Annotated in this window: 25 protein-coding genes; 15 read left to right on the forward strand and 10 right to left on the reverse strand. The window is 70.1% G+C overall.

Translation table 11 applies throughout. From position 1 onward, the window contains the following. The first annotated feature begins 37 nt into the window (after nucleotides 1–37). From J7E45_RS04595 to J7E45_RS04635, 9 genes are read left to right on the forward strand one after another with little or no spacing between them, the layout of a single operon-like run. Complete coding sequence (locus J7E45_RS04595; protein WP_215067474.1) at nucleotides 38–1,648, forward strand: ABC transporter substrate-binding protein; 1,611 nt, start codon at nucleotides 38–40, stop codon at nucleotides 1,646–1,648. A gap of 1 nt (nucleotide 1,649) precedes the next feature. Next, a complete protein-coding gene (locus J7E45_RS04600) occupies nucleotides 1,650–2,615 on the forward strand; it encodes an ABC transporter permease (RefSeq protein ID WP_215067476.1) in 966 nt (321 codons plus the stop codon). After that, complete coding sequence (locus J7E45_RS04605) at nucleotides 2,612–3,496, forward strand: ABC transporter permease (RefSeq protein WP_105711829.1); 885 nt, start codon at nucleotides 2,612–2,614, stop codon at nucleotides 3,494–3,496. Before J7E45_RS04600 ends, J7E45_RS04605 begins: the two co-directional genes overlap by 4 nt. Beyond that, nucleotides 3,493–4,488, forward strand: a complete 996-nt coding sequence (locus J7E45_RS04610; RefSeq protein ID WP_215067478.1) for an ABC transporter ATP-binding protein — start codon at nucleotides 3,493–3,495, stop codon at nucleotides 4,486–4,488. Before J7E45_RS04605 ends, J7E45_RS04610 begins: the two co-directional genes overlap by 4 nt. Beyond that, nucleotides 4,485–5,264, forward strand: a complete 780-nt coding sequence (locus J7E45_RS04615) for an ATP-binding cassette domain-containing protein (protein WP_215067480.1) — start codon at nucleotides 4,485–4,487, stop codon at nucleotides 5,262–5,264. The genes J7E45_RS04610 and J7E45_RS04615 overlap by 4 nt, the downstream gene beginning before the upstream one ends. Continuing rightward, nucleotides 5,261–6,280: a P1 family peptidase gene (locus J7E45_RS04620; protein ID WP_308162057.1), complete on the forward strand. Its 1,020-nt coding sequence runs from the start codon at nucleotides 5,261–5,263 to the stop codon at nucleotides 6,278–6,280. The genes J7E45_RS04615 and J7E45_RS04620 overlap by 4 nt, the downstream gene beginning before the upstream one ends. Beyond that, the gene (locus tag J7E45_RS04625) at nucleotides 6,250–6,927 is read left to right on the forward strand and encodes an FMN-binding negative transcriptional regulator (RefSeq protein WP_215067482.1); all 678 of its coding nucleotides are present in this window, start codon (nucleotides 6,250–6,252) and stop codon (nucleotides 6,925–6,927) included. The genes J7E45_RS04620 and J7E45_RS04625 overlap by 31 nt, the downstream gene beginning before the upstream one ends. Continuing rightward, complete coding sequence (locus J7E45_RS04630; RefSeq protein WP_215067484.1) at nucleotides 6,924–8,021, forward strand: C45 family peptidase; 1,098 nt, start codon at nucleotides 6,924–6,926, stop codon at nucleotides 8,019–8,021. Before J7E45_RS04625 ends, J7E45_RS04630 begins: the two co-directional genes overlap by 4 nt. Then, nucleotides 8,018–8,542 carry a hypothetical protein gene (locus J7E45_RS04635; protein WP_215067486.1) on the forward strand — a complete coding sequence of 175 codons (525 nt, stop codon included), beginning with the start codon at nucleotides 8,018–8,020 and terminating at the stop codon, nucleotides 8,540–8,542. The genes J7E45_RS04630 and J7E45_RS04635 overlap by 4 nt, the downstream gene beginning before the upstream one ends. A gap of 119 nt (nucleotides 8,543–8,661) precedes the next feature. On the opposite strand, the gene purH is transcribed toward J7E45_RS04635, so the two are convergent. The 3 genes from purH to J7E45_RS04650 form a co-directional block, all read right to left on the reverse strand. After that, nucleotides 8,662–10,269, reverse strand: a complete 1,608-nt coding sequence (gene purH, locus J7E45_RS04640) for a bifunctional phosphoribosylaminoimidazolecarboxamide formyltransferase/IMP cyclohydrolase (RefSeq protein ID WP_215067488.1) — start codon at nucleotides 10,267–10,269, stop codon at nucleotides 8,662–8,664. A gap of 35 nt (nucleotides 10,270–10,304) precedes the next feature. Further along, the gene (gene purN / locus J7E45_RS04645) at nucleotides 10,305–10,892 is read right to left on the reverse strand and encodes a phosphoribosylglycinamide formyltransferase (RefSeq protein ID WP_215067490.1); all 588 of its coding nucleotides are present in this window, start codon (nucleotides 10,890–10,892) and stop codon (nucleotides 10,305–10,307) included. Between the two features lie 66 nt (nucleotides 10,893–10,958). After that, nucleotides 10,959–12,356 (reverse strand): DUF6350 family protein, encoded by a 1,398-nt coding sequence (locus J7E45_RS04650; protein WP_215067492.1) that lies wholly within the window; start codon nucleotides 12,354–12,356, stop codon nucleotides 10,959–10,961. Nucleotides 12,357–12,446: 90 nt separating this feature from the next. Here J7E45_RS04650 and J7E45_RS04655 point away from each other — a divergent pair, with 90 nt between their 5' ends. Beyond that, the gene (locus J7E45_RS04655; protein WP_215067494.1) at nucleotides 12,447–13,922 is read left to right on the forward strand and encodes an NCS2 family permease; all 1,476 of its coding nucleotides are present in this window, start codon (nucleotides 12,447–12,449) and stop codon (nucleotides 13,920–13,922) included. A 112-nt stretch (nucleotides 13,923–14,034) separates the two neighbouring features. On the opposite strand, the gene J7E45_RS04660 is transcribed toward J7E45_RS04655, so the two are convergent. The 4 genes from J7E45_RS04660 to J7E45_RS04675 form a co-directional block, all read right to left on the reverse strand. Beyond that, the gene (locus J7E45_RS04660) at nucleotides 14,035–14,829 is read right to left on the reverse strand and encodes a hypothetical protein (protein ID WP_091034762.1); all 795 of its coding nucleotides are present in this window, start codon (nucleotides 14,827–14,829) and stop codon (nucleotides 14,035–14,037) included. Between the two features lie 225 nt (nucleotides 14,830–15,054). Further along, the gene (sucD, locus tag J7E45_RS04665) at nucleotides 15,055–15,957 is read right to left on the reverse strand and encodes a succinate--CoA ligase subunit alpha (RefSeq protein WP_215067496.1); all 903 of its coding nucleotides are present in this window, start codon (nucleotides 15,955–15,957) and stop codon (nucleotides 15,055–15,057) included. Nucleotides 15,958–15,975: 18 nt separating this feature from the next. Then, nucleotides 15,976–17,142 (reverse strand): ADP-forming succinate--CoA ligase subunit beta, encoded by a 1,167-nt coding sequence (gene sucC / locus J7E45_RS04670; protein ID WP_167634783.1) that lies wholly within the window; start codon nucleotides 17,140–17,142, stop codon nucleotides 15,976–15,978. A 113-nt stretch (nucleotides 17,143–17,255) separates the two neighbouring features. After that, entirely contained in the window at nucleotides 17,256–17,609 is a 354-nt protein-coding gene (locus J7E45_RS04675; protein WP_244176012.1) for a DUF2510 domain-containing protein, read from the reverse strand. 59 nt (nucleotides 17,610–17,668) lie between these two features. On the opposite strand from J7E45_RS04675, the gene J7E45_RS04680 reads away from it, so the two are divergent. Together J7E45_RS04680 and J7E45_RS04685 are read left to right on the forward strand one after the other, a co-directional pair. Further along, a complete protein-coding gene (locus J7E45_RS04680; protein ID WP_091034875.1) occupies nucleotides 17,669–18,328 on the forward strand; it encodes a TetR/AcrR family transcriptional regulator in 660 nt (219 codons plus the stop codon). A gap of 63 nt (nucleotides 18,329–18,391) precedes the next feature. Next, a complete protein-coding gene (locus J7E45_RS04685) occupies nucleotides 18,392–19,627 on the forward strand; it encodes an acyl-CoA dehydrogenase family protein (protein WP_215067498.1) in 1,236 nt (411 codons plus the stop codon). A 21-nt stretch (nucleotides 19,628–19,648) separates the two neighbouring features. On the opposite strand, the gene J7E45_RS04690 is transcribed toward J7E45_RS04685, so the two are convergent. Further along, the gene (locus J7E45_RS04690) at nucleotides 19,649–20,932 is read right to left on the reverse strand and encodes an MFS transporter (RefSeq protein WP_215067500.1); all 1,284 of its coding nucleotides are present in this window, start codon (nucleotides 20,930–20,932) and stop codon (nucleotides 19,649–19,651) included. A gap of 54 nt (nucleotides 20,933–20,986) precedes the next feature. Here J7E45_RS04690 and J7E45_RS04695 point away from each other — a divergent pair, with 54 nt between their 5' ends. Continuing rightward, on the forward strand, nucleotides 20,987–21,787 hold the full coding sequence (locus J7E45_RS04695; RefSeq protein ID WP_215067502.1) for a helix-turn-helix transcriptional regulator: 801 nt from the start codon (nucleotides 20,987–20,989) through the stop codon (nucleotides 21,785–21,787). A 42-nt stretch (nucleotides 21,788–21,829) separates the two neighbouring features. On the opposite strand, the gene J7E45_RS17880 is transcribed toward J7E45_RS04695, so the two are convergent. After that, complete coding sequence (locus J7E45_RS17880; RefSeq protein WP_215067504.1) at nucleotides 21,830–22,351, reverse strand: GNAT family N-acetyltransferase; 522 nt, start codon at nucleotides 22,349–22,351, stop codon at nucleotides 21,830–21,832. Nucleotides 22,352–22,353: 2 nt separating this feature from the next. Continuing rightward, complete coding sequence (locus J7E45_RS04705) at nucleotides 22,354–22,842, reverse strand: hypothetical protein (protein WP_091034884.1); 489 nt, start codon at nucleotides 22,840–22,842, stop codon at nucleotides 22,354–22,356. 64 nt (nucleotides 22,843–22,906) lie between these two features. On the opposite strand from J7E45_RS04705, the gene J7E45_RS04710 reads away from it, so the two are divergent. Further along, entirely contained in the window at nucleotides 22,907–24,358 is a 1,452-nt protein-coding gene (locus tag J7E45_RS04710) for an NAD(P)/FAD-dependent oxidoreductase (protein ID WP_215067506.1), read from the forward strand. A gap of 60 nt (nucleotides 24,359–24,418) precedes the next feature. After that, entirely contained in the window at nucleotides 24,419–25,462 is a 1,044-nt protein-coding gene (locus J7E45_RS04715; RefSeq protein ID WP_215067508.1) for an ATP-dependent DNA ligase, read from the forward strand. Nucleotides 25,463–25,472 lie beyond the last annotated feature (10 nt).

Consider the following 25,472-nt stretch of genomic DNA (forward strand, 5'->3'; position numbering starts at 1 on the left):
CCCGGCGTCGTCCGACATCCCGAAGGGAAACACCGACATGCACACAGCAGCTCGAGCGGGAGTGGCCGCCGCCACCGTCGCGATCCTCACCCTCACCGGATGCGCCGCCGGCGCATCCCCCGACGCCGAACCGACCCAGGACGAGGTGGCGCCCGGCTTCCTCGCCGTCGCCGACGAGGGGTTCGACGCCGGCGGCGACCTCGTGGTCCAGGTCGACTACGACACCGCCGAAGCGAGCGGCCTCGACCCGCAGGGGGCCGCCACGGCGCGGTCCTGGATGCTCGAAGGCCTCTCGTACGAGACGCTCACCACGATCGACGAGAACCTCGACGTCGCCCCGAAACTCGCCACCTCGTGGGAGACCCCGAGCGACACGGAATACGTCTTCACACTCGCCGACGACGCCGTGTTCTCGAACGGTCGCCCGATGACCGCGACCGACGTCGTCGGAAGCCTGCAGCGCCTGGTCGACACCCCGACCACGTGGACGGGACAGCTCGGTCCGATCGCCTCGATCGAGGAGACCGGGGACCTCGAGGTGACGGTCACCCTCTCCAGCCCGTACGCCCCGTTCCTCGCGGCACTCGCCAACACTCCGGCCGCGATCCTGCCCATGGCCGAGATCGAGGCCGGCGAGATCGACATCACGACCGAGATGGTCGGAACGGGGCCGCTCGTCGTGACCGCGCACCGTCAGGACGAGGAGTGGACGTTCGAGCCGAACACCCACCACCCGGATGCCGATGCGCTGGGCTTCTCGACCCTCACGATCGACATCGTCGGCGACGAGGCGACCCGTGCCGCAGCCCTCCGCGACGGATCGGCCGACTTCGCCGTGCTGAACTCCATCGACTCCGCCGAGCTCCTCGCGAATGCCGCGGACGTCACGGTGGTCGGACAGCGGAACACCGACTTCCACTACCTGATGATCAACTCCCTGAACGGAGACGAGGCGCTGCAGGATCAGAAGGTGCGCTTCGCGATCAACACCGCCATCGACCGCGACGCGATCAACGAGCTCGCGTTCGGCGGAGCGACGGCGGCGACCGGGGTCACCCCCGCCGGCCTGCCGGATTCCTGCACGGCGGCGGACCTGCCGTCGGCAGAGCGCGACGTCGCCGCGGCGAAGGCCGTGATCGACGGGGTCGGCGGACTCGAACTCGATCTCGTCGTGTACACGGACGAGCCGGTGCTCGCGCAGATCGCCCAGGTGATGCAGCAGAACCTCGCGGAGATCGGCGTGAAGGTCGAGATCCAGCAGGTCGACTACGCCACGTACTCCGACCAGGTGTACGGCAGCCCGGCCGACTTCGACCTCGCGCTCAGCTGGTTCGCCGGCTACGCGGACCCGGCGATGGTGACGACCTGGTGGAACCCCGAGGTCGCCGGATTCTCGGCGGTCTTCATGAAGGGGAGCGACGAGCTCGACACCCTCATCTCCGACGGGTACACCACCGCGCCGGGCGAGGACCGCGCTGCCGTCTTCCAGGACCTGTGCGCACTCGCCGACGAGCAGAGCGAGATGGTTCCACTGGTCCTGCGCCCCTCCACGATCGGGTGGAACACCGAGTCGCTCTCCCCGACGCTCAGCAGCGACGAGGGCTACGGCGACTTCCTCCGCTACATCACCGAGTTCCGCGCCAACTGACATGGCCGTCGCTCTGTGGTCCCTCCGGCGCATCGGCGCCGCACTGCTGACGCTGGTCGTCGTCTCGGTGCTGATCTTCGCGTCGGTCCGTCTGATGCCGGGAGACTACATCGACCTCGTCCTGGGTCCGCTCGCCACCGAGGCGCAGCGGGCCCAGGCGGTGGCCTCATCCGGGCTCGACGATCCGGTGGTCGCGCAGTACTTCCGGTGGCTCTTCGGCGTCTTCACCGGCGACCTCGGCTTCTCGTTCGTGTCGAATGTCTCGGTGTCGGAGGAGTTCGGCGCACGGCTCCCCGTCACCGCGACGATCGCGCTGCTGACGATCGTGGTGACCCTGCTCGTGGGGATCCCCCTCGGCTTCGTCGCCGCGCTCCGCTCCGAGGGATCGGCCGGAGCGATCGGCCGCATCGTCAGCGCGCTCGGCATCAGCATCCCGGAGTTCCTGCTCGCCGGACTCGTCGTCTTCGCCGTGTCGACTCTGGGACTCGGGGTCTCGGTCGGGCGGTTCGCCCCGTTCGCCGTCGACCCCGCGCGATTCTTCGGCGCGCTCGTGCTCCCGGTGACCGTGCTCGCCGTGGGCTGCGTGGCCGTGGTCGCACGGAACACCCGGGATGCGGTCATGAACGTGCTCGTCGAACCGCACGTGCAGGCGGCGGTGGCACGCGGCGAGACGCCCGGTTTCATCGTCCGCCACCACGTGCTGCGCAACGCGGCAGCGCCGATCCTCACGATCGTGGGCGCGCTCGTCGCCGTCCTGCTCGGCGGGACGGTCATCGTCGAGTTCGTGTTCGACATCCCGGGCATGGGCTCGTACCTGCAGACCGCCCTCGGCAGACGCGACTACGCGATCGTGCAGAGCGCGGTGCTGCTCGCCGCCATCGTCTTCATCGTCGCGAGCCTGCTCGTCGACCTCATCGCCAACGCGCTGGATCCCCGCCTGCGCCTCACCGGAGGGAGCCGCCGATGACCATCGCCCCCACGGCCACGCACCGCATCCGCGCCGCCGGAGAAGCGTCCAGGGGCGCGTGGCGCCGCAGCGACGCGGTCCTGCGCACCGCCGTCATCGTGCTGGGCGTCATCGTCGTCGTCACCGTTTTCGCGGTGCTCACCGGACTGACCGGCTCCACGGATGCCACCGTGGCCGGCCGCCTCGAAGGCCCGTCCGCACTCGCCCCGCTCGGCACCGACAACCTCGGCCGCTCCCTGCTGCCGCGGCTGTTCCAGGGCACCGCGACGACGCTCGTGGTCTCCATCGTCGCGGTGCTCTGCTCCGCGGTGGTGAGCACCCTCCTCGGAATGCTCGCGGGCTACTACGGCGGAGCGGTCAACGAAGCGGTCATGCGCGTCGCCGACGTCCTCTACGCCTTCCCCGCGCTCGTGCTCGCGATCCTCGTCTCGGCGCTCCTCGGCCCTGGACGACCGGCGGCGATCATCAGCATCGTCGTCATCACGATCCCCCTCATGACCCGGGTGGTCCGCATCGCGACGCGCGCGGTCGCCGAGCGGGACTTCATCGTGTCGGCGCGCATCAGCGGCGTGCGCACACCGGTGATCTTCGCCCGCCGACTCCTGCCGAACATCTCCGGCACGATCGCGGTGCAGGCGAGCTACGCCCTCTCCGTCGCGATCCTCGTCGAGGGCGGGCTGAGCTTCCTCGGATTCGGCGTGCAGGTGCCGGAGGCCTCCCTCGGCCTGCTCATCCAGCAGGGCATGCTCTACATGACCCAGGCTCCGCAGCTCGTCATCATCCCCGGCGTCGTGCTGGTCGTCTCGATCCTGTGCATCAACATCATCGGCGACGGCCTCCGCGACCGATTCGAACCGCGAGAGACGAGGTCCCTCCGATGACCGCCGTACGCATCAGCGACCTGGCCCTGGACTTCACCGGGGCGACGACCGTCCGCGCCCTCGACGGAGTCGATCTCGACGTCGCCGCCGGCAGCTCCGTCGCCATCGTCGGCGAGTCCGGATCGGGCAAGTCCACCCTGGCCGCGGTCATCGGCCGGCTGCAGCCCCGATCGGCGCACATCGTGCGTGGTGAACTCGAGGTCGACGGGATCGATGTGCTCGGACTCGGGCACGAGGCGCTGCGCACCTATCGCCGCGACACCCTGGCCTACATCGCACAGGACCCGATCGGCTCGCTCGACCCGACGATGCGGATCGGCGCGCAGCTGAAGCTCGTGCTCCGATCCGTCGGCGACGACGGCTCCCTGCCGCGCCAGATCGAGCTGCTGGAATCGATGCGCATCACGGATCCCGCCCGAGTGGCGCGGCTCTTCCCGCACCAGATCTCCGGCGGGATGGCGCAGCGCGTGGCGATCGCGATGGCCATGTGCCGTCGACCGAAGCTGCTGATCGCCGACGAGCCCACCGCCGCCCTCGACAGCCAGGTGCGCGAGGAGGTGATCCGGCTGCTGTTCACGCAGGCGCGAGAGCAGGGGACGACGATCCTCTGGCTGAGCCACGACCTCCCCGCCGTCGCCCGCTGGTGCGACGAGGTGGCCGTGATGTATGCGGGTCGCGTGGTGGAACGCGGACCCGCAGCGGCGGTGCTCGGCAGCCCCGTCCACCCCTACGCCCGCGCCCTGGCCGCCACCGATCCTTCCCGGGCCCGACGCGGCGAGCGCCTGTCGAGCATCCCTGGCTCCCCGCCCGTGTTGCACGGCGAGTCCGAGGGCTGCGCCTTCGCCGCGCGCTGCGCACACCGCATCGACGCGTGCGACGTGATCCGCCCCGAACCGGTGTCACCACGGCACAGCCTGTGCATCCGCACGGCCGAGCTCGTCGACGCCGACCGCCGGGCGCGCCTGCTGCCCGAGGAAGAGGTCTCCGCATGAGCGCTGCCGACGCCGTACCCGCACCCGTCATCGAGCTCGACGATGTCAACGTCGCGTTCACCTCCGGCTTCGGAGCAGGGCGCCGCGAGGTCAGAGCCATGTCGCACGTCTCCTTCTCGGTGGGGCCGGGAGAGACCCTCGGCCTCGTCGGCGAATCGGGATCCGGGAAGACGACCACGGGCACCGTGGTGCTCGGCCTGCAACGCCCCGACTCCGGGAGCGTGCACTTCCAGGGCGCGCCGCTCGCCCGCAGCCTGCGGTCGCGCGCCGGCCGTATGCAGGCCGTCCTCCAGCATCCGCGCTGGGCGCTGGATCCCCGATCCACGGTGCTCTCCTCGGTCCTCGAACCCGTCCTCGTGCGTGAGCGTCGCAGCGCCGAGGTCGAGGAACGCGCCCTCGCCATGCTCGACCGGGTCGGACTCCCCGCATCCTTCGCCGCCCGCCGACCGCACCAGCTGTCCGGCGGTCAGCTGCAGCGCGTGAGCGTCGCGCGGGCACTCGTGACCCATCCGGCGTTCATCGTGTTCGACGAAGCGGTCAGCGCGCTCGACGTCTCGGTGCAGGCACAGATCCTCAACCTCATCCAGGATCTGCAGGCCGAGCACGGCTTCGCTGCCCTGTTCATCTCGCACGACCTCGCTGCCGTGCGGTACATCTCCCATCACGTGGCGGTGATGCGCGCCGGCGAGATCGTCGAGCACGCGCCGACCGACGTGTTCTACGACCTCCCCAGCCATCCCTATTCGCGTCAACTGTTCCAGGAGCTCTCATCGTGACCGACACCCACCGCCTCGCCCCCGTCCTCCCCGCGGGCCCCCGTCGCTCGAACGGCGACTACGCCCTCTCCCCCGTGCACGGCACCGATCGCGGGCAGGTCGAGTACGACTTCCCCGGGGTGCTGCTCGGAACCGCCGAGTACGCCGAGGGACCGACCGGGGCGACAGTGGTGTCGATCCCCGCGGGCGCTCGGACGTTCTCCGACCGACGCGGTGGTGCGGTCGGCGCGAGCGGACTCTACGGCTACAACCATGCGATCTGCCTCGCGGGCGGATCGGTGTACGGGCTCTCGGCGGTGGCGGGCGTGTCGGAGGCCCTGTTCGAGCGGGCGGACCACCGGTCCGGCTTCGATCAGCTCCAGCTCGTGTCGGGCGCGATCATCTACGACTACTCGGTCCGCGACAACTCGGTGTTCCCCGACACCGCACTCGGGAAGGCCGCTCTGCAGGCCGCGCGTCAGGGCGTCGTCGAGGTCGGCCGCGTCGGCGGTGGCGCATCGGCCTCATCCGGCAAGGTCGATCCCGCCCGCGTCGAGTTCACCGGGCAGGGTGTGGCCTTCCGCCAGGTCGGCGACGTGAAGGTGCTCGTGGTGACGGTGCTCAACCCCTACGGCGTGATCCTCGACCGGGACGGCCGCATCGTCCGGGGGAACTACGACGACTCCACCGGCGAGCGCCGCCACCCGGCCCGCGACTACGAGGAGGCGATCGGCGAATCGCGCCTGCTGGACTCGATGTCCGGCAACACCACGATCACGGCCGTCGTCACGAACGTGCAGCTCTCCGACGTCGAGCTCAAGCAGTTCGGCCTGCAGGTGCACAGCTCGATGCACCGCGGCATCCAGCCGTTCCACACCCCTCTCGACGGCGACACCCTGTTCGCGCTCACGACCGACGAGGTCGCGCTGCCGGAGGACCCGGGCACCTCGCGCGGTCGACTGTCGCTGAACTCGACGGCGGTGGCCACCCTGGCGGGCGAGACCGCGTGGGACGCGATCCTCTGCGCGGCGGGCTGACCGTGTACGAGTTCGAGAAGTATCTCGCCCCCTCGCAGCACGAGGTGAACGAGCTCGTGCGTCGCCATCCGTTCGCGCTCATCGTGTCCAACGGCGGCGGAGAGGCCGGAGCACCGACGGTGACGCACACGCCGGTCATCATCGAGCGGATGGCGGACGACGGCGGTTTCGTCGGCGGCGAGCTGCTGGGGCACATCGCGCGCAAGAACCCGCAGTGGCAGCAGATCGCCGACGGCGACGCGGTTCTCCTGGTGTTCTCCGGGCCGCACGACTACGTCTCCCCGACGACCTATGCCGACGACCCGAACGTCCCCACCTGGGACTATGCGGCGGTGCACCTCACGGCGAGAGTGACCGTGCTCGAGGACCCCGCCGATGGCATGCATGTGGTGACCCGCACCGTGGCGGAGCTGGAGAGCCTCGAGCCCACCGCCTGGGACATGACGAGCTCACTCCCCACGTTCGAGCGCATCGTCGGGGGGATCGTGTCGTTCCGCTTCGAGATCCTCGAGCAGCGCGCCGTGTTCAAGGTCAGTCAGGACAAGCCGCGCGAGGTCCGTCAGCGCGTCGCGGCCGCCTCGCGCGCACGCGGCTGCCCCTACGGCGACGTCGCCGAGCTCGTCGAGCGCATCGGAGGAGAGGCGTGATCGTCCACGAGTGGACCTCCGAGACCGCGGACCAGCACGAGGAGGGCCGCCGACTCGGTGCGCACTGGGCGCCGCAGCTGCTCGCCGCACGAGACTCGTACCTGCGACTGTTCCTGCAGTCGGGCGTCTCCGCGGAGATGGCGCGGAGCATCGCCGAGGAGTGCCGGACGATGACCGAGACGCACGCTCCGGACGTCGCGGAGGAGTTCCGCGGCGTCGCCGAAGGAAGCGGACTGCCACTCACCGACGTGCACCTGCTCACGGCACGCACCGAGATCCTCGCGCGGATGACGCCGTCGATGGAGTGCTCCACCGTCGTGTACGTGCCGGATGATGCCACGCCGCCGCGCACGATGCAGACCTGGGACTGGCACGAGACGCTCTCGAACGAGACCGTCGTGCGGAGACTGCACTCGGCGTCGGGCGCCCGGGTGGTGACATTCTCGGAGTTCGGCCAGCCGGCGAAGATCGGTGTCAACGACCGCGGCCTGGGCCTGCACTTCAACATCCTCCACCATCGCAGCGACGGGTCTCGGGCGGGAGTGCCCGTGCACGTCCTCGCGCGGATGATCCTCGACGGGGCGCGCACCGTGGCCGAGGCGGTGGAGATCTCCCGGTCCGTGCCCCTCGCCGCCTCCAGCGTCCTCACGGTCGTCTCGTTCGACGGGACGACGCCCGAGGCCGCCGCCGTCGAGGTATCCCCGGCCGGCGTGGCCGTGCTGTCCGCCCCGCGGGGACGCACGCTCGCGCACACGAATCACTTCCTCGACGAGACCCTCGCCGCCGGCGAGTACTCCCCCTATGAGACGACGAGCGTTCCGCGGTACCGGTGCCTGACCGATGCGGGAGAGCTCGCCCGCATCGTCGACGACCGAGATCGGGCGCTCGCCTTCGGTGCGATCCCGGGTGCCCCGATCTCGGTCCGCGCGCGGCCGGAGCAGCCCGAGCATCTGCGCTGGGAGACGAAGCTCACGGTCGCACTCGACGTGGCGCACGGGGCACTCGCCTTCGCCGCGGCCGCACCGGCCGATGTCGCTGTTGCGGAGTGGCGGCGGGTGGGCATGGCGGACGAGCTCATGTCAGCCGGGCGGTGAGCGGCCTCCTCCACCTCGCCGCGCTCGTCCCCGCCGCGATCGGGGTCGGCGCCCTGGTCGGGATGCGCAGAGACGCCGGTCGAGCGGAGCTCCTCGCGGCCGCACTGATGCTCGTGGGCATGACCGACGTGATGACCGTGTCGCTCGTGCCGCCGGTCGTGTGGTTCGCCGCCCTGATCGCGGCCGGTCTCGCCCTCGCCGCAGGTCGCCGCGTGAGCCCGGTGGCGACGGCGCGGCCGGGCACGATGCTCTCCACCCACCTCGCCCTCGGCGTGATCTCGACCGCGGCGCTCATCCTCCTCATGCCCGCGATGCCGTCATCCGCCCCTGCCCTCCTCGTGTCATCGCACGAGCACGGTGCGAGCTCGACGATGCCGCAGCTGGTGGGAGCCGGCCTGGCGCTGGGCACCGTGGCCCTCGCCGTGGTCGCGCTGCGCGCCGAGCGCTCCTGGATACATCGGCTCCACCACGCGACGATGGCCGCGTCCACCGTCGCGATGTGCGCGATCGTCGCCACCTGAGGCTGCGGCGCCGCCCCGGCACCGCGAGACCCCGACACAACCACGAGACCCCGGCCTGCACACATCGGCAGGCCGGGGTCTCGGCGAGAAGCGGGGGTGTCGGCGCGGACGCCGGCCGCTCAGTGGAAGAAGTGGCGCTCCCCGGTGAAGAACATCGTGACGCCGGCCTTGCGAGCAGCATCCACGACCTCGCCGTCGCGCACCGAGCCGCCGGGCTGCACGATGGCCGTGACGCCGGCGTCGATCAGCACCTGGGCGCCGTCCGCGAACGGGAAGAACGCGTCCGACGAGGCGACCGAACCGGCCGCGCGGTCGCCGGCGCGCTCGACCGCGAGGCGGCACGAGTCGACGCGGTTGACCTGGCCCATGCCGACGCCGACCGTGGCGTTGTCCTTCGCGAGCACGATGGCGTTCGACTTGACGGCACGGCAGGCCTTCCACGCGAAGATGAGATTCTCCATCTCCTCGTCGCTCGGACGCTCACCCGACACGAGCTCCCAGTTCTTCGCGACGGAACCGATGTCGTCCGGGAAGCGGTCGGCGTCCTGCAGCAGCAGTCCACCCGAGACCAGGCGCACGTCCATGCGCTCCTGCTGCCAGTCCTGCGGCAGCTGCAGCAGGCGCAGGTTCTTCTTCGCCTTGAACACCTCGAGGGCGGCGGGCTCGAACGACGGCGCCACGATGACCTCGGTGAAGATGTCCTTGAGGTTCTCGGCCATCTTCAGGGTGACCGTGCCGTTCGCGGCGATCACTCCCCCGTAGGCGGAGACCGGGTCGCACTCGTGCGCGCGCAGGTGGGCGCTGGCGATCGGGTCGAGCGCGTTCGGGGCGGTCGTGGCGATCCCGGACGGGTTGGCGTGCTTGATGATCGCGACGGCCGGCTTGACCATGTCGTACGCGGCCCGCAGCGCGGCATCCGCGTCGACGTAGTTGTTGTACGACATCTCCTTGCCCTGCAGCTGCGTGGCCTGGGCGATGCCGTGGCCGCCGGCGCGCGTGTAGATCGCACCGCGCTGGTGCGAGTTCTCGCCGTAGCGGAGGGTCGCGAGACGCTCGGCCTGGATCGTCAGGTGTGCGGGCAGGTCGCCGGGTTCGGTGAGCGTGCCCTCGGCGAACCACTGCGCCACCGCGGTGTCATACGCGGCGGTGTGCGCGAACGCACGGGCGGCGAGCTCGCGGCGCTGCGCGACCGAGGTGCCGCCGGCGGCGACCGCGTCGACGATCGCGGGGTACGACTGCGGCGACACGACGATCGCGACGTTGGCGTGGTTCTTCGCCGCGGCGCGCACCATGGCGGGTCCGCCGATGTCGATCTGCTCGACCACGTCGTCGCCGACCGCGCCCGAGGCGACGGTCTCGACGAACGGATACAGGTTCACCACGACGAGCTCGAACGGCGCGATGTCGAGCTCCTCGAGCTGACGCTCGTGCTCCTCGAGGCGCAGGTCGGCCAGCAGGCCGCCGTGGACCTTCGGGTGCAGGGTCTTGACGCGACCGTCGAGCATCTCGGCGACCCCTGTGACGGCCGCGACGTCGGTCACGGTGAAGCCGGCATCGCGGATGGTCGCGGCGGTCGACCCGGTCGAGACGATCTCCACCCCGGCCTCGGCGAGAGCCGCAGCGAGGACGAGCAGGTCGGTCTTGTCGCTCACCGAGACGAGCGCGCGCCGGATCGGCACGGTGTCGCGATCGCGGTAGAGCGTGGGGTCGTGGCGGGGGCCGGCCATGATGGGCTCCTTCGTGCGGGGGCGTCGGGTGGGGGTCAGGAAGAAGGCGTGAGGGTGAGCTCGCCGGTGGCGATCCCGCGGACGACATCGATAAGCAGTCGACGTTCGACGGGCTTGATGCGCTCGTGCAGGCTGTGCTCGGTGTCGCCGTCGAGCACCGGGATGCGCTCCTGGGCGAGGATCGGCCCGGTGTCGACGCCGTCGTCGACGACGATCACGCTGGCACCGGTCTCGGAGACGCCGGCGGCGAGCGCATCGCGGACGCCGTGCGCTCCGGGGAACTCCGGCAGGAACGCGGGGTGGGTGTTGATGAGGCGCGGTGTGTACCGCGCGACGAGAGACGCGGGCAGCAGACGCATGAGTCCGGAGAGCACGACGAGGTCAGGATTCCAGACCGCGAGCTGGCGTCCGAGTTCTTCGCCCCACGCCTCACGGCTCTCGTGCTCGTGCCACGGCACGGTGAAACTGGGGATGCCGAACTCCTCGGCGTGGGCCAGCCCGTCGGCTTCGCGGTCGGCACCCACGACGATCACCCTGGCGGGGAAATCGGGATGACGAGCGGCCTCGAGGAGGGCGCGAAGGTTCGAGCCGGTGCCCGAGATGAGAACGGCGACCGTGAGCACGCGCCCAGTCTACCGGGGTGTGCATACTGCTCCCGCCCGGTGTCCGGGGCCGAGCGGACCCCGCCGTCAGTCGCGCGGTTCCGCCGGATCACGCGGCGGTGCGAGGAACCCGCGCACGTCATCGAGCGGCGCCGTGTCGTCGGCGGCTGACACGTCCGTGAAGGGCACAGCGGATGCCGCTCCCGCGCCGGCGACGACGACAGCATTCGGGTCGAGCTCGGTCATCTCGGCGATCCACCGGTCGGTGCGCTCCTCGGCGAGCTCATCGCGGTTCCGCGGAGACAGCAGCAGGATGGCCGCGCCCACGAGCACCTCCGCGCCGAGCGCGAGGGCGAACGGATAGACGGCCGGTCCGACGACGGCCAGTCGCCCCGGACCCATCGAGCCGTTCGCGAGAGCGGCCGCGAGCCCGCCGACGCCGGCGCTCAGGCCCGCGATCCCGACGGCGATCACCGCGCGCTGCAGCATCCCGAGGGGCGTGCCCTCCCACACGAGGCGCGAGCGGACCGCCCAGCCCGCGAACGCACCGGCGGCGATGGGGATGAGCACGACGATCAGCATCCAGATCGAGCTGTTCTCCGGCAGCAGCCCGAACACGGGGATGCCGGGGACGACGCCGAGCTGTGTGCCCGCGGGCGACACCGCTGTGCCGGCACCGACCGCGAATCCGGGACCGGCGAGCCAGGCCGCCGTCCACACGAGCATGGTCGGCAGGTAGGCGAGCTGGCCGAGGGTCATCACCGTCGCGCCGAGCGCGTCGACCCTGGCGGCCTGGAACAGCGCCACGACCTCTCCCCCGCGGAGCAGGGTGGTGACGGCGAGCGCGAGGGCGGACGCACCGACCACCCCGACGAGCGCGAAGGCCGCGCCGCGCACGATCGCCGCGGGAACGGGCGCCCAGTCCTCGCGGGCGTCCAACCAGTCGTGCAGTCGGTCGAGGATGCCGCCGTCGCCGTCTTCCCACGCGATGCGCACCGCACCGCAGAGCACACCGACGAGGTAGACCGCGGCAGGGAGGATGATCGCCGGCGCGAACGGCGTCTGCGCCGCGTCGAGTCGTGCCGTCAGCGCGACGCCGACGGAGATCAGGGTGAACACGGCGGCTCCGGTGAGCGAGCCGAGCAGCCACGCGCCTGCCTTCGCCGCTCGGCTGCCCGAACGCGCAGCGAAGAGCAGAGTGAACACCAGGAACGCGAGCGGTGTGATCGACACGACGAAGTTCGCCGCCGCCGGTGGGATCGCGAGGGCCACGAGGAGCGCATCCGGGATCGTGATCGTCAACGGAACCCCGTGGCCGAACTCCCAGAGCGTGCCGGTGAGCGGCCAGAGCGCGCCCCAGTCGGCCGTGATGCCGAAGGCGACGGTCCACAGCAGGGTCAACGGCGCGAGCAGCACGACGAGGCCGACTGCCGCGGCGATGGCGGCGTCGAAGGCGGCGAGGAGCGCGACGAGGAGGCGTTGCATAGCGTTTCGAGACTACGACGAGTTGCCGACGAAGCCCTGGGGGCGCGCGTGGGGTCGGCGACACGATAGCGTTTCTCCGGAGGTTTCCCGATGACAACTGCCCCGCCCGCCCCGGCACCCACCGAGCCCAAGAACTCCCTGGACCGCTTCTTCGAGATCAGCAAGCGCGGATCCACGATCGGCACCGAGATCCGAGGGGGTCTGGTGACGTTCGTCACGATGGCCTACATCGTGATCCTGAACCCGATCATTCTGTCCGGCAAGCCCGACGTCGCCGGGAACATGCTCGAGTTCAACGCCGTGGGAGCGGCCACCGCGCTGACCGCCGGTGTGATGACGATCCTGTTCGGACTCGTCACGCGTCTCCCCTTCGGCTTCGCCGCCGGCCTCGGCATCAACGCCTTCGTCGCGTTCTCGGTCGTCGGCCAGGTGACGTGGCCCGAGGCCATGGCGCTCGTGATGATCAACGGTGTCGTCATCGTGCTGCTCGCCGCCACCGGGCTGCGGAAGGCGATCTTCGACGCCGTGCCGTTCCAGCTGAAGATCGCGATCACGGTCGGCATCGGCCTGTTCATCGCCTTCATCGGCTTCGTCAACTCGGGCTTCGTGACCGCGACCGGCTCCTCGTCGCCGCCCGTGGGTCTCGGTGTCAACGGCTCGGTCGCGACCGTGCCGACGCTGCTCTTCGTGATCACGCTCCTGCTCACCGGCATCCTCGTCGCCCTCAAGATCAAGGGCGGCATGCTGATCGGCCTCATCGGCGGCACCGTGCTCGCCGTGATCGTCGAGGCCATCTGGCACATCGGAGCCCGCGGCTTCGACGACGAGGGCAACGTGGTCAACCCCGGCGGATGGGGACTCACCGTCCCCGCGCTGAACGGCTCCCCCGTGGGCATCCCCGACCTCAGCCTGATCGGCGCGGTCGACTTCAGCTTCGACCTGAGCAAGGTCAGCCTCGTGGCGATCGTGATGATCGTCTTCACCCTGCTGTTCACCAACTTCTTCGACGCCATGGGCACCATGACCGGCCTCGCGAAAGAGGCGAACCTCGCCGACGACAACGGCGACTTCCCGCGCATCAAGTCGGCGCTGGTCGTCGAGGGTGTCGGTGCGATCGCCGGTGGCGCGACCTCGTCGTCGTCGAGCACGGTCTTCATCGAGTCGGGTGCCGGCATCGGCGAGGGCGCGCGCACGGGTCTCGCGAACGTCGTGACCGGCATCGTGTTCCTCATCGCGATGTTCCTGACCCCGCTCACCTCGATCGTCCCGACCGAGATCGCCGCCGCCGCGCTGATCATCGTCGGAGCCATGATGATGGCGCAGATCCGCTTCATCGACTTCATCGACTTCCGCGTACTGCTGCCGGTGTTCCTCACCGTCTCGGTCATGCCGCTGACCTACTCGATCGCGAACGGCATCGGCGCGGGCTTCGTGAGCTGGGTGCTCATCCACGCCTTCTCCGGTAAGGCCAAGACCATCAGCCCGCTGTTGTGGGTCGTCGGCGCCGGCTTCCTGATCTTCTTCGCCCGGGGGCCCATCGAGGCGCTCTTCGGCGTCGGGATCTGACCCGAGGCTGCACGAGAGGGGCGGATGCTGCGGCATCCGCCCCTCTTTCGTGTCGATGCGACCTTTCGTGTCGATGCGACCTTTCGTGTCGATGCGACGCGGACGATGAGCCTCAGATGCAGGCGAGCGACTGAGGAGCCTGGACCATCATGTCGGCGTTCTGTCGCTGTCCGCCGCTGACGTAGGCAAGCGTGAAGGTGTACGTGAACAGCACGACTCCCGAGGCAGACGGCGTGAACGACACGACCGGCGACTGCGATGCCGCCAACGGCGCATATCCGCTGACTCCGGCGGGCTCGATGGAGATCGACTTCGTCCCGGCGAAGCCCTGCACAACACCGTCGAGCGCCACTCCTGCACCTGAGATCGACACGTCGAGGTATTGGGTGCCGAGGTAGCTCGCCGCCGTGTAGATCGGCAACGCGAACTGGTACCCCGTCCCCGAGGTCACCTGGACGGCGAACTGCAGGGTCACGGTCGTGGCGATCTCGGGAGCGGCGTCGGTGTTGTTGTTGTCGTCGAGCGACAGGAAGCCCGCACCGCTGACATCGCCGCCGCCCTGCCACCAGCTGGCGGGCGCAGGTGCGACCGCGTGATCGGTCTGCACGAATCCCTCGGACCAGTTGCCACTCGGCGCCTTCGCCGGGGTCCACCCCGTGCCGAAGTTGCCGTCGGCAGTCGGCGAAGTTCCCAGGGCGCCGTTGCTGCTCAAGGTGTTGCCGGCGATCTGGAACGCTCCGACCGGCACGACGACGCACTCGTCGGCCCGACCGACCGACGCCGCGGCCAACGGTGTGGCGACGGCGACAGCGACGACAGGCAGCGACCATGCGGCCGCCTTGAGCGCCGTGCGTCGGCCGATCCCACGATCAGATCCGCTGTGCGCGGGCGCGTCGAAATAACCCATTTTGTCCTCCCCAGACATGGAAATGCGGTCCCCGGGACGCGAAGATGGCGCCGCTCGACAGGACCGCCCAACCAGCCTACCGGTGTCACGCGCAGGGTGAGGCGCGCGGGTCGGCCGTCGGGGCGGCTGTGCTCTCACTCCCGGAACCGCGCATGACCGGGGACCCGGGCATGAAAGAAGGCCCCGGAGTGGAGTCCAGGGCCTTCAGATCAAGCGTAACTCAGATCAGAGCGACTCGATGATCGCGCGCATCAGGTCTGCCGTCTCGGACGGTGTCTTGCCGACCTTGACCCCGGCAGCCTCGAGGGCCTCCTTCTTGGCCTGAGCGGTTCCGGCCGAGCCGGAGACGATCGCACCGGCGTGGCCCATGGTCTTGCCCTCGGGAGCCGTGAAGCCCGCGACGTAGCCGACGACCGGCTTGGTGACGTTCGCCTTGATGTAATCGGCCGCACGCTCCTCGGCGTCGCCGCCGATCTCACCGATCATGACGATGGCCTTGGTCTCGGGGTCGGCCTCGAACGCGGCGAGCGCGTCGATGTGCGTGGTTCCGATGACCGGGTCGCCGCCGATGCCGATGGCAGTCGAGAAGCCCAGGTCGCGCAGCTCGAACATCATCTGGTAGGTCAGGGTGCCCGACTTCGACACGAGGCCGATCGGTCCCTTGCCCGTGATGTTCGCCGGCGTGATGCCGACGAGCGCCTCGCCCGGCGTGATGATGCCGGGGCAGTTCGGGCCGATGATGCGGGTCTTGTTGCCCTTGCTCTGCGCGTAAGCCCAGGCCTCGGCCGAGTCGCCGACGGGCACGCCCTCGGTGATGACGACGAGCAGCGGGATCTCGGCGTCGATGGCCTCGATCATCGCGTCCTTCGTGAAGGCGCCGGGGACGAAGGCGATCGACACGTCGGCGCCGGTCTCCTTCATGGCCTCGGCGACCGAGGCGAAGACGGGCAGCTCGACGGCGTTGCCGTCCTTGTCGGTGTGGGCGACCGTGGTGCCGGCCTTGCGGGCGTTGACGCCGCCGACGACCTGGGTTCCGGCCTTGAGCATCAGCGCGGTGTGCTTGGTGCCCTCGCCGCCGGTGATGCCCTGGACGATGACCTTGGAGTCCTTGTTGAGGTAGATCGACATTCTTCTAGTCCTTCAGTCTCAGGCGTTGGCGAGCTCGGCGGCCTTGTCGGCGCCCTCGTCCATCGTGGCGGCCAGGGTCACGAGCGGGTGCGCGTACTCGGCGAGGATCGCGCGACCCTCGTCGACGCGGTTGCCGTCGAGGCGCACGACGAGCGGCTTGGAGGCCGTGGCGCCCAGCGTCTCGAGGGCACCCTTGATGCCGTTGGCGACGGCGTCGCACGCCGTGATGCCACCGAACACGTTGACGAACACGCTCTTGACCTGCGGGTCGCCGAGGATGACGTCGAGGCCTGCGGCCATGACCTCGGCCGAGGCGCCGCCGCCGATGTCGAGGAAGTTGGCCGGCTTCACGCCGTTGTGGTTCTCGCCCGCATAGGCGACCACGTCGAGCGTGGACATGACGAGCCCCGCGCCGTTGCCGATGATGCCGACCTCGCCGTCGAGCTTCACGTAGTTGAGGCCCGACTTCTTGGCCTTGGCCTCGAGCGGGTCTGCGGCGTCCTTGTCCTCGAGCGCCTCGTGCTCGGGGTGACGGATCTCGGAGGCGTTGTCGTCGAGCGTGACCTTGCCGTCGAGCGCGATGATGTCGCCCTCTTCGGTGCGGACCAGCGGGTTGACCTCGACGAGCGTCGCGTCCTCGCCCTTGTAGACGTCGAAGAGCTTGACGAACACGTCGGAGACCTTCTCGACGAGGTCTTCGGGGAAGTTCGCCGCGCGAGCGATCTCGACGGCCTTCTCCTTGTCGATGCCCGTGAGCGGGTTGACCTCGACGCGCGCGAGCGCCTCGGGACGCTCCACCGCGAGCTCTTCGATCTCCATGCCACCCTCGACCGAGCAGAGGCTCAGGTAGGAGCGGTTGGCGCGGTCGAGCAGCACGGAGAAGTAGAACTCCTCGGCGATGCGCGCACCCTGCGCGACCATGACGCGCTTGACGACGTGGCCCTTGATGTCGAGGCCGAGAATGGCCTTCGCTGCTTCGTACGCCTCGTCGGGGGTCTTGGCGACCTTGACGCCGCCCGCCTTGCCACGGCCGCCGGTCTTGACCTGAGCCTTGACGACGACCACTCCGCCGATCTTCTCGGCGGCCGCCCTCACCTCTTCAGGGGTGTCCGCGACGATGCCGGCGAGGACCGGCACTCCGTACTTTTCGAAAACGTCTCGTGCCTGGTACTCGTACAGATCCACTGTGGTTCCTTCACTGGGCTGCTGTCTGGTAATTCTCTCGATGTCGAGACATCGACCAGTCCCCCAGCCTACTACCTCGGCCTGGACGCTCCTGCGGCAGCGGCAACGCCGGGTCAGCGGAGCGTCGGCACACCCCAGCGCCTCGCCGGCAGCGCGGCAAGACGGAGCTGTCGCGAGATCACGAGCGGGACGACGACGAGGGCCGCACCGACGGCGACGACCACGGGTCTCACCACGAGCACCGGCAGCGAGCCCCACAGGGCGATCAGGATCGAGCCGACGAGGACAGCCACGAGCACGAGTTCGGTGACGAGGAGCTGTCTGCGCACGGTCGCGCTCTCCACCGCCAGCGTGGTCGTCCGCCCTCGCACCGCGATGTGCTCGGTCCAGCGCGAGCCGTCCCACCACCGCAGAGTGCCGCGACGGCGCGTCTCAAACCATCCGGCCGCAATCCCGCGCTCACTCACGCTCCCAGTATGACGGCCTCACCTCGGCGTCTCCGCCCGCCGAGGTCTAGGCTTTCGCCATGCACGAATCCGCAGAACTGCGCACCGGCGTCGTGGCCGCAGCGCTCGAACTCTTCAGCGCCCAGGGGTTCGACCAGACCTCGGTGGAGCAGATAGCCAAGGCCGCCGGCGTCTCACGCTCGACCTTCTTCCGCCAGTTCGGCGGCAAGGAGGACGTGGTGTTCGCCGACCACGAGGTGCTCCTCGAGCAGCTCAGGGAGTTCCTCGACGAGGGGCACGACGACCCGTGGGGCGCGGTGTGCGCGGCATCCGAGTCGGTCTTCGCGCATTTCGCGCACGACCCCGAGCTCGCCCGCCGTCGCTACCAGATCGTGCGTGAGGTGCCCGTGCTGCGCGAACGCGAGATCATCACGGTCTTCCGCTACGAGAGGTTGTTCGACGAGTACCTGCGCGGTGCGCTACCCGGCGTCGACCCGCTGGATGCCGTGGGCTTCGCCGCCCTCGTGACCGCCGTGCACAACCACGTGCTGCGCCAGCTGCTGCGCGGGCGCAAGAAGGTGCCGCTGTCGACTCTGCAGACGGCACTGGCCGACGTACGCCGCCGCTACGGTGTGGCCGGCGAAGCCGCCACCGCCCCGGACGACATGGTCGTCGCGGTGTTCCCTCGTTCGATGCCGATCGCCGAGGTCAGCCGCCGCCTGCAGTCGGAGCTCGACTAGCCGCTCGAGGGTCGTGGAACCGAGTATCGAGGAGTACGATACTCAGGTCCACGAAGGAGCCCCATGAGCACTGCAGCCACCCCGTTCCCCGGCGAGCGGGTCTCGTCGTACGACATCACCGCGCGTCAGGACAGCGACTACTACGCCGTCTTCACCGACATCCCCGCCGCCGACCGCGAGGCGTGGGACCGGGCGAAGTCGTACGTCGACGAGGTCGCCCCGCAGATGGCGGATGCCTGGGACCGCGCGGAGTACCCGCTGGAGGCGGCCCGTCGGATGGGCGAGATGGACCTCGTCGTCGACGGCGTCCAGCACCCTTCACTCACGAGCCTGTCGCCCCTGGCCGCCGGGCTCGTCAACATGGAGATCTCCCGCGGCGACGGCTCACTGGGCACGATCCTCGCCGTGCAGGGCGGGCTCGCCCTGCGCACCCTCGCCCTGTTCGGCTCCCCGGATCAGCAGGAGAGGTGGCTCACCGCTCTCGCCGACGGCTCGGTCCTCGGATCCTTCGCGCTGACCGAGCCCGACCATGGCTCGGACTCCGTCTCCCTCGAGACCGTCGCCCGACGCGACGGCGACTCGTGGGTCATCCGCGGCGCGAAGAAGTGGATCGGCAACGGCGCGTCCGGCGGCATCACGTTCGTGTGGGCGCGGATCGACGACGAGGGCGCCGACGAGCACGGCGCGGTCCGCTGCTTCCTCGTCGAGCAGGACACTGCGGGCTACACCGGCAGCGTGATCCGCGGTAAAGCCTCGCTGCGGGCGATCCACCAGGCCCACATCGTCCTGGATGACGTGCGCGTGCCGCTGGACGCCGTGCTGCCGGGGACGAAGAGCTTCAAGGACGCCTCGACCGTGCTGTACGCGACCCGCTCCGGCGTCGCCTGGTCGGCGCTCGGACACGCGACCGCCTGCTACGAGGCCTCACTCGCCTACGCGACCCAGCGGGTGCAGTTCGGCAAGCCGCTCGCGAAGTTCCAGATGGTGCAGGAGCGCCTCACCCACATGCTCGAAGACCTCACCGCCATGCAGCTGTACTGCCGGCGGATGGCAGATCTGGAGACTGCGGGCGAGCTGCGGCCGACGCAGGCGTCGCTCGCGAAGTTCCACAACACGCGCGCCGCGCGACGCATCGCCTCCACCGCCCGCGACCTGCTCGGCGGCAACGGCATCCTGCTCGAGAACGGCGTCATCCAGCACATGGCCGACATCGAGGCCATCCACACCTACGAGGGTACGGAGAGCGTGCAGGCGCTCCTGCTCGGGCGTGACATCACCGGGATGAGCGCGTTCGCCTGAGACGCGACCCTGCGGGCCGGATCACCGACGGCCGGCGCGCACGTGGCGCTCCCGGCTCGCCGCTGCCCCGGCCACGGCCTGCACGCCGAGAAGCAGGACCAGCGCCGCGACGGGCACAGCCCATCCTCCGACGGCGGCGTGCAGGATGCCGAGGCCGATCGGCCCGAGACCCGCCAGCAGGTAGCCGATCCCCTGCGCCATGGTCGACAGATGCGCCGTGTGCCTTGCATCGGGCGCGCGGAGCACGATGTACGTCAGCGAGAGGGCGATGGCCGCTCCCTGTCCGAGCCCGAGCAGCGTCATCCATACCCAGGGCGCAGCTCCTCCCGGCGCGACGAGAAGACCGATCAGCCCGGCTGCGCACAGGAGTGCGGAGAGCACGACGGGAAGCCACGTCGGTCGGATGCGGCGCAACATCGTCGGCACGAGCAGCGCCGCCGCGATACCGGGAAGGCTCGAGTACGACAGCAGCAGGCCGGCATCGGACACCGGCACGCCAGCGTCCTGCAGGATCGTCGGGATCCAGGTCAGGGCCGCGTAGTAGCTCAGGCTCTGCAAGCCCATGAATCCCGTCACCGCCCACGCGACGGGGTCGCGCAGCAGCGCAGACATCCGCGGCTCGTCCCGTGGTTCCACGATCGCGTCGACGGGGGCACCGGGCGCGGTCGCTGAACCGGTGATCGCGCGCATCGCCCGGGGCAGCCAGATGAGCAGAGCCAGCACGGCGGGAATCGCCCAGATCGCCAGAGCACCCCGCCACGATCCGTCGAGCGCCGTCATGAACGGCACGGTCAGGGCGGCGGCCGCCGCGGCGCCGAGGAACAGCGCCGTCGAGTACAGCCCCATCATCAGGCCGAGACGGTGCGCGAAGTCCTGCCTGATCACGGCGGGCATGCAGACGTTGGCGACCGCGATGCCCGCCCCGACCAGCACCGTGCCGCCGAAGAGCGCCAGCGGAGAAGGAAGGAGGCGAATGCCGATGCCGAGTGCCACGACCACCATCGTCAGCGCGAGCAGCCGATGCAGTCCGATCCAGCGTGTCAGCGTCGGGGTGAGGAACGCGAAGGCTCCGAACGCGAACACCGGGATCGTCGTCAGGAGTCCGGCGGCCGCCGCGGGGATGCCGAGGTCGTGCTCGATCGCGGGGAGCACCGGTCCGACCGACGCGACGCCCATGCGCAGGTTCAGGGCGATCATCAGCAGGCCGATGCCCACGTAGATCCCGGTGAGGACGCCGCCGCGGCGAACGGACGGCGTGGTCAGCGGGGTCGGGGCGGTATCGAACGGCTCCTGCATCGTGGTCATGCCTCGAGTCCAGCATCCGGCCTACCCATCAGGAAACACGTAAACTACATCTCGATGTCGAATACTCGCCAATCCTCTCGACTGGTCGATCTGAAGCTCGTCGACTTCGATTCCCTCGGAACCCTTCCGATGGAGGGTGCCTACCGGTTCGCGCACGCGGAGACGTCGCCGCGCCACGTGCACCCGCTCGGGCACCTGGTGCACGCGGCCTCAGGAGTGTTGTCGCTGCTCACCGACGAAGGCGCCTGGATCGCGCCGTCGACGCGCATGGCATGGGTACCCGCCGGCGCCGAGCATCGTCATCGGGCGCACGGACGCACGGACATGCGCATCGTCCACCTGACCGATGAGCTGGCCGCCCTGTTGCCCACGTCCCCCGCCGTGCTCGTCGCGACGCCGCTCGCCCGCGAGGCCGTGCTGGCGATGACCTCCGACCGCTCACGCGCCGCGAGCGCGCTGGACCACCTGCGCCGTGTGATCGTCGATGAGGCGATCACCGCGCCGGAACAGCCACTGCACCTGCCCGAACCCCAGGATCCGCGTCTGCGTCGCGCGGCCCGCATCGTCGAAGACGACCTCGCCCTGCCGGTGAGTCTCGGCGAGCTCAGCGCGCGCACCGGCACGACCGAGCGGACGCTGAGCCGGCTGTTCCCACAGGAGACCGGCATGGGATATCGGCAGTGGCGTCTCCAGCTGCGCGTACACCGGGCGCTCGTCCTGCTCGCCGACGGCACCTCGGTGACCGACACGGCTGCCGCGTGCGGGTGGGCGACGACCAGTCAGTTCATCGAGCAGTTCACCCCGCTCGTGGGGATGACCCCCGGCCGCTATCGCCTGTCGCAACTCCTGCCGTGAGCCGGCGCTCGCGTCGGTGGCGGCGCGGGGCTCGCAGCCGGATCAGACCGGGCGCACCATGCACACGAGCCGCTCCCGGTCATCCCAGGACGGCACGCGCTCGAAGCCGCGCGATTCGTAGAGGCGCAGAGCACCCTGTCGCCAGTCCCAGACGGACAGCCGAACTTCGGTCGCGCCTGATTCGGCCGCCGCGTGCACGGCACTGTCGAGCAACGCCGACCCCACACCGCGGCCGCGGGCTGCAGGAACCGCCCAGAGACGTTTGATCTCCGCGATCCCGTCCCGTTCCGAGAGCACGACCACACCGACGACGCGTTCCGCGAGCTGCGCGATCAGCACCCGATATCCGGCGTAGGCGGCGGAGGGGTCCTCGACCTCACGGCGATAGCGTTCCGGGAGAGGGGCAGCAGGGTCCGGAACGGTCCCTTCCTGCTGGTGTTTCTCGAGCTCGGTCTGCAGCAGATACGCCCGCACGGCGGAGCCGACCTCGATCGAATCGGGGCCGGTCAGATCGGCTACGCGGATCACCGGTCGCTCGAGCGGACCCTGCGTGCCGGCGCTCACCGTCAGTCGCAGCCGCAGCCGCCGGCGGGGGTCTTCACCATGAAGCACACATCGCACACGCCGTACTCGCGCTCCTCGACCGGCTTCGGCGCCTTCCCGGCGCGGGGCGCAGAAACGCGAGGAGTCGTCGTGCGCTTGGCCGCGCGCGGTGGGGTCAGCGGGATGAACTCGCTCGGGTGGCTGACGTAGAAGTAGGGCGCGCGACCCTCGCTCGGCTGCAGACGAAGCGGAGCGGAACCGACGACGAGTCGTTCGTCCTCGGTGAAACCGTTCGTGTAGGTGCGTCCGATGTGCAGCGCGGCGCCCTCACCACGACGGATGGCCTCGATGTAGCGACCACGGTCGATGAACGAGCTGATTCCGATCGTCTGGGTGATCTCCGCGATGAACGCGTGGTTCGACGGGTCGATGCGGTGCGCGCGCAGCGCTTCCTGGAGCGAACGGTATGGACGGGAGGTGCCTGCGGGGGTCGGCCCTTGTACTTCTTTCATTTGTTCCAGGATCGCACGCCGCAACCCCCTCTTTCGACCACTCTGCCCGTGCGAGACTGGCCGCATGGCACGCGCGACGATCATCGGATCCGGACCCAACGGCCTCGCCGCCGGGGTGGCACTCGCCCGCACCGGCTATGAGGTCCGCGTTCTCGAGGCCGCCGACACGATCGGCGGCGGGCTGCGCACCCAGGAAGGGACACTTCCGGGCTTCCGCCACGACGTGTGCTCCGCCGTGCATCCGGCGGCGGTCTCCTCGCCGTTCTTCCGCGCCTTCCGGCTCGACGAGCGCATCGAGTGGATCCGTCCGGACATCTCGTTCGCCCACCCCCTCGACGGCGGCCGTGCGGCCGTCGCCTGGCGGGACATCGAGCGCACCGCCGCGGCCCTGGGAGTCGACCGCCACGCCTGGCTGACCCGGCTGCGCCCGCTCAGCACCCACATCGAAGGGGTGACGGATTTCACCGGTAACCAACTTCTTCGGATACCCGCGGACCCCATCACCGCGGTGCGCTACGCGATCCGGATGCTCGACCAGGGCACTCCTCTCGCCCGCGCCTCGTTCCGGGCCGAGGAGGCCGCCGCCCTGATGTCGGGAGTCGTGGCCCATGCGAACTCCCCGCAGCCGACCCTTGCCGGGGCAGCGGCAGGGCTCCTCCTCGCCGCTCTCGCACACGCGGGAGGCTGGCCATACCCGCGCGGCGGTTCGCAGACCATCGCCGACGCCCTGGTGGCCGACCTCGAGGCGCACGGCGGAACGGTCGAGACCGGCGCGCGCGTGAACGACCTGCGCACCCTCGACGCCGGCGACCCCTCACGCGGGGATGTTCTCCTCTTGAACACCTCGCCCCGGCTCGCGCTCACCCACCCCGACGTGCCGACCGGATATGCCAGAGCGCTGCGCGGGTACCGCTACGGCGCCGCCGCGGCCAAGGTGGACTTCGCGCTCGACGGCCCGATCCCCTGGTCGAACCCGGAGGTGCGGAACGCCGTGACCGTGCACCTCGGCGGCACCCGCGACGAAGTGTGGGCGAGCGAGAACGCCGTGGCCGCCGGGCGTGTGAGCGAACGCCCCTATGTGCTCGCCGTGCAGCCCTCCGTCTTCGACCCGACGCGCGCGCCCGAGGGCAAAGCCGTCCTGTGGGCATACATCCATGTGCCGAACGGCTCCGACCTCGATCCCACCGAGCTCATCACGGCGCAGGTGGAGCGCTACGCGCCCGGCTTCCGGGACTTGATCCTCGCTCATCACGCGGTTCCTGCGTCGTCTCGGGAGGCCATCAACCCCGGGGAGATCGGCGGCGACATCTCCGGCGGCGTGTTCGACATCCGGCAGGCGGTGCGGCGCCCCGTGCTGTCTCCGGCGCCCTGGCGCACCCCGATGCGCGGGGTGTATCTGGCGTCGGCGTCGACTCCGCCGGGACCCGCCGTGAGCGGCATGGCCGGGTGGCACGCGGCCCGCACCGTGCTGCGCGACGCGGGGATGCCGGCCGGGCTCGACGACGTGTTCGGCTGACGCTCGATCGGCGGCGACGCCGGGGTACCGGAATCGATGCCCCGCGGCCAGGATGGGACCATGCGCTACGAGATCCCCGCGCCGATGCTCGCCAAAGCGGTGCCGGCGGTTCCGGACCCGGCGAAAACCTCCGGTGGGCTCCTGTTCGAACCCAAGTGGGACGGCTTCCGCGGCCTCATCGCCTGGGACGGCGAGACCGTGGAGATCGGCTCTCGGGGCGCGAAGCCGCTGACACGGTACTTCCCCGAGCTGGTCGAGGCGATCCCCGAACTGCTGCCCGGACCGTGCCTGCTCGACGGGGAGATCGTCGTCGCCACCGGACCACTCGGCTCGCAGCGCCTGGACTGGGAGGCGCTGAGCCAGCGCATCCACCCGGCGGCCTCGCGCGTCGCGAAGCTTGCGGCGGAGACGCCGGCGATGTTCATCGCCTTCGATCTGCTCGCCCTCGGCGACGACGATCTGCTGACGCAGCCCTTCGAGACCCGACGAGCCCGCCTCGAAACGCTCATGGACGGCGTCGACCATCCGCTGCACATCACCCGCACGACCCGAGACCGCGACGCGGCCGTCCGCTGGCTCGCCGAGTTCGAAGGGGCCGGGCTCGACGGCGTCGTCGCCAAGCCCCTCGACCAGCCGTATGCGCCGGGGAAGCGGACGCTGTTCAAGATCAAGCACGCCCGGACGGCCGATGTGGTGGCGCTCGGCTACCGCATCCACAAGTCCGGGTCCGGCGTCGGGTCGCTCCTGGTCGGTCTGTACGGCGACGACGGCGTGCTTCGGCAGGTCGGTGGCGTCGCCGCCTGGAGCGACGCCCGACGGCAGGAGCTCGTCGAGGAGCTCGCTCCCCTGGTCGAGCGCGACGACAGCGGCGAAGCGGTGACCGCAGAAGGCGAGCGGTCGAGGTTCAGCGGCGGCAAGGACGTCTCGTTCGTGCGGCTGCGTCCCGAGCGGGTGCTTGAGGTGCGCTACGACCAGCTCGAGGGCGCCCGCTTCCGCCACACGGTGCAGTTCGAGCGCTGGCGGCCCGACCGCGACGCCCGCTCCTGCACCTACGACCAGCTCGACACGGTCGCGGGCTACGACCTCGCCGACATCCTCCGCTGACGGGGTCGCG

This window comes from Microbacterium sp. ISL-59, from assembly GCF_018613945.1.
In the GTDB taxonomy this organism is placed as follows: Bacteria; Actinomycetota; Actinomycetes; order Actinomycetales; family Microbacteriaceae; genus Microbacterium; species Microbacterium oxydans_B.

What these genes read in the sequence shown, in the direction of transcription:
- J7E45_RS04595 (WP_215067474.1), top strand. Translation starts at nt 38, where the DNA reads ATGCACACAGCAGCTCGAGCGGGAGTGGCCGCCGCCACCGTCGCGATC.
- J7E45_RS04600 (WP_215067476.1), top strand. Translation starts at nt 1,650, where the DNA reads ATGGCCGTCGCTCTGTGGTCCCTCCGGCGCATCGGCGCCGCACTGCTG.
- J7E45_RS04605 (WP_105711829.1), top strand. Translation starts at nt 2,612, where the DNA reads ATGACCATCGCCCCCACGGCCACGCACCGCATCCGCGCCGCCGGAGAA.
- J7E45_RS04610 (WP_215067478.1), top strand. Translation starts at nt 3,493, where the DNA reads ATGACCGCCGTACGCATCAGCGACCTGGCCCTGGACTTCACCGGGGCG.
- J7E45_RS04615 (WP_215067480.1), top strand. Translation starts at nt 4,485, where the DNA reads ATGAGCGCTGCCGACGCCGTACCCGCACCCGTCATCGAGCTCGACGAT.
- purH (WP_215067488.1), bottom strand. Translation starts at nt 10,269, where the DNA reads ATGGCCGGCCCCCGCCACGACCCCACGCTCTACCGCGATCGCGACACC.
- J7E45_RS04650 (WP_215067492.1), bottom strand. Translation starts at nt 12,356, where the DNA reads ATGCAACGCCTCCTCGTCGCGCTCCTCGCCGCCTTCGACGCCGCCATC.
- J7E45_RS04655 (WP_215067494.1), top strand. Translation starts at nt 12,447, where the DNA reads ATGACAACTGCCCCGCCCGCCCCGGCACCCACCGAGCCCAAGAACTCC.
- J7E45_RS04660 (WP_091034762.1), bottom strand. Translation starts at nt 14,829, where the DNA reads ATGGGTTATTTCGACGCGCCCGCGCACAGCGGATCTGATCGTGGGATC.
- sucD (WP_215067496.1), bottom strand. Translation starts at nt 15,957, where the DNA reads ATGTCGATCTACCTCAACAAGGACTCCAAGGTCATCGTCCAGGGCATC.
- J7E45_RS04680 (WP_091034875.1), top strand. Translation starts at nt 17,669, where the DNA reads ATGCACGAATCCGCAGAACTGCGCACCGGCGTCGTGGCCGCAGCGCTC.
- J7E45_RS04685 (WP_215067498.1), top strand. Translation starts at nt 18,392, where the DNA reads ATGAGCACTGCAGCCACCCCGTTCCCCGGCGAGCGGGTCTCGTCGTAC.
- J7E45_RS04690 (WP_215067500.1), bottom strand. Translation starts at nt 20,932, where the DNA reads ATGACCACGATGCAGGAGCCGTTCGATACCGCCCCGACCCCGCTGACC.
- J7E45_RS04695 (WP_215067502.1), top strand. Translation starts at nt 20,987, where the DNA reads ATGTCGAATACTCGCCAATCCTCTCGACTGGTCGATCTGAAGCTCGTC.
- J7E45_RS04705 (WP_091034884.1), bottom strand. Translation starts at nt 22,842, where the DNA reads ATGAAAGAAGTACAAGGGCCGACCCCCGCAGGCACCTCCCGTCCATAC.
- J7E45_RS04710 (WP_215067506.1), top strand. Translation starts at nt 22,907, where the DNA reads ATGGCACGCGCGACGATCATCGGATCCGGACCCAACGGCCTCGCCGCC.
- J7E45_RS04715 (WP_215067508.1), top strand. Translation starts at nt 24,419, where the DNA reads ATGCGCTACGAGATCCCCGCGCCGATGCTCGCCAAAGCGGTGCCGGCG.